The 3,821-nt window shown below is 59.2% G+C and carries 7 protein-coding genes; 4 read left to right on the forward strand and 3 right to left on the reverse strand.

Annotated elements, in window-relative coordinates:
* The first annotated feature begins 107 nt into the window (after positions 1–107).
* Entirely contained in the window at positions 108–596 is a 489-nt protein-coding gene (locus NW845_RS12550; protein ID WP_414378770.1) for a YbhB/YbcL family Raf kinase inhibitor-like protein, read from the forward strand.
* Between the two features lie 9 nt (positions 597–605).
* On the opposite strand, the gene NW845_RS12555 is transcribed toward NW845_RS12550, so the two are convergent.
* The 3 genes from NW845_RS12555 to cobU form a co-directional block, all read right to left on the reverse strand.
* Positions 606–1,139, reverse strand: a complete 534-nt coding sequence (locus NW845_RS12555) for a hypothetical protein (RefSeq protein ID WP_414378771.1) — start codon at positions 1,137–1,139, stop codon at positions 606–608.
* Positions 1,140–1,144: 5 nt separating this feature from the next.
* A complete protein-coding gene (locus tag NW845_RS12560) occupies positions 1,145–1,645 on the reverse strand; it encodes a CRR6 family NdhI maturation factor (protein WP_414359814.1) in 501 nt (166 codons plus the stop codon).
* An 82-nt stretch (positions 1,646–1,727) separates the two neighbouring features.
* Entirely contained in the window at positions 1,728–2,291 is a 564-nt protein-coding gene (cobU, locus tag NW845_RS12565; protein WP_414378772.1) for a bifunctional adenosylcobinamide kinase/adenosylcobinamide-phosphate guanylyltransferase, read from the reverse strand.
* Between the two features lie 172 nt (positions 2,292–2,463).
* Between cobU and NW845_RS12570 the strand changes: the two genes are divergently transcribed.
* From NW845_RS12570 to NW845_RS12580, 3 genes are all read left to right on the forward strand, one after another.
* Positions 2,464–3,087, forward strand: a complete 624-nt coding sequence (locus tag NW845_RS12570) for a CatB-related O-acetyltransferase (RefSeq protein WP_414378774.1) — start codon at positions 2,464–2,466, stop codon at positions 3,085–3,087.
* Positions 3,088–3,155: 68 nt separating this feature from the next.
* Positions 3,156–3,434: a hypothetical protein gene (locus tag NW845_RS12575; protein ID WP_414370544.1), complete on the forward strand. Its 279-nt coding sequence runs from the start codon at positions 3,156–3,158 to the stop codon at positions 3,432–3,434.
* Positions 3,435–3,581: 147 nt separating this feature from the next.
* Positions 3,582–3,821 (forward strand): hypothetical protein (locus tag NW845_RS12580; protein WP_414378775.1); only part of this gene is annotated, 240 nt, incomplete at its 3' end.

Here is a 3,821-nt window from a genome sequence, read left to right on the forward strand (position 1 = left end):
AGCAGTCTTGAAAACTGCCGTGGCGCAAGCCACCGTGGGTTCGAATCCCACCCTCTCCGTCCTGGAATCTTTCGCCATCTGCTGAAGTTTCCAGAAGCTCTGGTTCTATGCCAACACCGACGCCAACGCCGACAACTTTGCAGCTCACTAGCTCCGCTTTTGCCCCCTCACAACCCATCCCCTCCCGCTACACCTGCGAAGGAGAAGATCTTTCTCCCCCCTTGACTTGGTCGGGGGCACCTGTAGGAACCCAAAGCTTTGCCCTGATTATGGATGACCCAGACGCGCCCGGGGGCACCTTTGTCCACTGGGTGGTCTACAACTTGCCCGCCAGTGTTACGAGTCTGCCAGAAGGGATCCGCTCCGACAGCGACCTGCCCCAGGGGGCCGTCCACGGGCAAAACAGTTGGGGACGCAATAGCTATGGCGGCCCTTGCCCTCCCAGCGGCACCCACCGCTACTTCTTCACCCTCTACGCCCTGGACAGGCGACTGGCCTTAGCACCAGGGGCCACCAAAGAGGCCTTGCTACGGGCCATGACAGGCCACATCCTCGCCCAGGCCCAACTGATGGGCACCTATCAAAGAAGAAGGTAGGGGAGAACCTCAAGCAAGGGGTGCCCACAGGCTGGAGCTGAGCGTTGCTGAAAGCAAATCCCACATCTCTGCTCTCCAAGAAATTTGCCCTGCCGCCGTCTTCCTGCCCAGGACAGGGATCCCTAGCTGGGCCTGCAACTGCCAGACCAAGGGGAGTTCTTCTAGGGAGGAGCCGGCTGCAGATTCCAGCAACACCCATCCCAGGCAGTGAGTCTTGGCCTGGTGAAGCAAGGCCGCAAAAGCAGCTCCCTGGCTAAGGGCAGCTTCCTGGGGCAGCGTCAGAAGTACCTTGAACCCCCAGACAGCAGCTAGGTCGGCCCAGGTTTGGCCAGGCCCTATCGGATCGGCTAGGGTGCCGGGTACTACCAGCAGGGAATCCCTTTCCCCTTCCCAGTCAGCAATCTGTTGCCAGAGGACCTTGAGCTGTGCTTCAGAAGGGCTGGGATCCACGCGGAGCAGCCCCCAGGGACGTTCTACCGCCTCTTGCCAGGCTTCTGCCACTGCCGCTGCTGCCGGGATTCCAGGCCAGGTGTCGGCTACCATCACTCTCATGGCTCTCCGGTCTCGGCTTCCCAGAGGTTCAGAAACTCGGGTTGCACCTCGAAGCCAAACACTAAGGCCATGTCCCGCAGCATCGAGACAGATCCCAGTTTCTGCTGCTTAAACCAGCGCATCAGCACGAAAATCTTCTGATAGACGAAGATCTCCAGTGCTTCGGGGTTATAGACGATCCCTTCGCGGGGGTTGAATTGGTGGGGCACCAGCATGGCGGCGTAGCGAGCCAGCTCGCCGCTGCGCCAGTCAAGAAAGTAGGGCATCCAGGGGTAAACCGTATCCCAGCGGATAAACCACAGGCGCACTTCCGGGATCTCCGAGAGCTCGCGCGGATCGTCGGGGCTGCGCGGCCAATCAATGGAACATTGCACCTGCTGAGCGGAGCGAACGGGATCCGCCATCAAGGTTTTCACCAACTCATGGCCCGGCGTTAAATCCAGGGTTTGAATGGCTTTGGCAGGCAGGTAGAAGGTAATCGGCACGACGACAAGCAATCGCTTTAACCCAGTCTCGATCCAGGCGAGGGCTTCCGCAAGGGAGAAACCCTATCCGCGGATACCATCAACCCATTGCAGCTTATCTCAGCTCTGGGCTATTCACCCCTGCCAGCGGGATCCCCCAGCGGGTGAGATCGAGGGCAAAGCCTGCGGTTACCAAAAACACCTGGTCGGCCAGAGGAGCCAGCTTTTGGGTGAGCTCTCCCATCCGATCCCGAAACCGCCGCCCCAACGGATAGGCGGGCACCACCCCCCAGCCTACCTCTTCTGAGACCAGGATCACCTTTCCTCGGCAGCTTTGCAACGCTGTCAAGAAAGATTGCGCCAAGGGATCCCACTCCTCAGGGGAACACTCCAGGCCCTGCGCCACCCAGCCCCCCAGCGAATCCACCAGAGCACAACAGGGCTGCGGCAGCTTTTGCAGGTCGGCCCCCAGGTCGGGCCCGGTTTCCCAGGTTTGCCAGGTGGGGGGACGCCGTTGCCGGTGCTGCTGAACCCGTTCCGCCCACTCCGGGTCGGCCTCAGGGTCGGGTTTGGGCCCGGTGGCCAGATAGATGACCGGCAGGCCGGAAGCAGCCGCCAGGTTCTCCGCCAGCCGACTTTTGCCGCAGCGGGCAGGGCCACAGATAAGTACAAGCGACATTAGGCATTGGGATGGAAGTCAATCGTTAGATTAGCTCAGTATTGGGTAGTCTCTACTGCCTCCAGCTTGATTCGAAATGTAAGACTTAAAGACTCCTGCGCGGAGTTGGGGCACACTCTACTTAGGCTTACGTTTTACCTTGGCAAGCCCCAATCCAGGGAACTGAGGTTCTATGCCTATCCGCATTCAACACAGCCCACAACTAGAGGAGAAAACATACTTTGCCTATAGAGGCTTAGAGCCGTTTCCCTTGGTTAATATTGGCTCTCTCAGCTATGGATGTGAGTTCTTCGTTTATGGGATGGGAGAACCTTCGCAGGTAAAGATTGGCCGCTGTAGCTCAATTGCACAAGGGGTACATTTTTTTGCAGGCTACGAGCACCACACTGACTGGGCTACTACCTATCCTTTCACTCACCTACCCGAGTGCTGGAGTGAGCTGCGCGTCTTGGAAGGTCACCCTTTGACTCGCGGAGATATTCTGGTTGGACACGATGTTTGGATCGGCCATGGCGCCATGATTCGCTCAGGAGTGACGATTGGAAACGGAGCAGTTGTTGGAATGGCTGCAGTGGTGACAAGGGATGTCCCGCCCTATGCAATTGTTGCCGGTGTGCCCGCCAAAGTAGTTCGCTACCGCTTCTCACCCGAGGTAATCGAACAGCTCAGCCAGCTTGCTTGGTGGGATTGGCCTCTTGAAGCAATACGTCAAGCAGCACCTCTTCTTTGTCGACCCCTGGATCAAGAAACTCTGGCAGCACTAGCTGAGTTTAAGCAAAAGCTTCTAGCTCCGTAAGGTTGGAGTTAGGATGAGGATCGATTCAACTAGGGGTAGGTCGACAAGTCCCGATTCAGAATGCAGACATGATGGATCTTAAACCGGCATCTTCCCCTGCCCAAAATACTTCTTCAGCCACCTCGCAAGCCTCTCCGCCCCTTTGGCTAAGCCTGGCGCTGGGGATCACCACCGCTCCTGTTTTGTTAGGACTGATCTTGGCGGATCGCGCCGCCAAGTGGCTGGGATCCCTGAGCTGGGAAGATCCAGGCTGGTGGTTGGGGGAACGGCTGCCCAACCTCGATAGCGCCGCTCTCCGCGCCCAGCAGCAAGAACACCAAGATTCTGGGCCAGCGGAGCATCCCTAGCTCCTCGTCGCTTTCGTATCATGGGTAGAGCAAGTCCGTCGCAGGAGTGAGCATCCTTTGCGGAGATCGGTCAGGCCAGCGCAAGAGTTCACCTCCACATTCTTGGGAGCGCTGTTTTGGCTGAGCGCATTTTTCTTTACAGCTGTGTTGAGTGCCTGTTTGGGCTACCTCTTCGGCCAGCGCGCCCTGTCGGGGGTCTCCTCTCCTGTTACCGAAGCTGGCAATGCTTCCTCCTCCCGTGGCGTTCGCGATCCCCGCACTGTGCCCCTGTTGAACGAGGCCGAGGTGATTGCAGCAGCGGAAGCAAGCCTGGGGGGGGGGGGGGGGGGGGGGGGGGGGGGGGGGGGGGGGGGGGGGGGGGGGGGGGGGGGGGGGGGGGGGGGGGGG

Origin of the sequence: Synechococcus sp. H60.2 (assembly GCF_047462315.1) — a bacterium.
Taxonomy (GTDB): domain Bacteria; phylum Cyanobacteriota; class Cyanobacteriia; order Thermostichales; family Thermostichaceae; genus Thermostichus.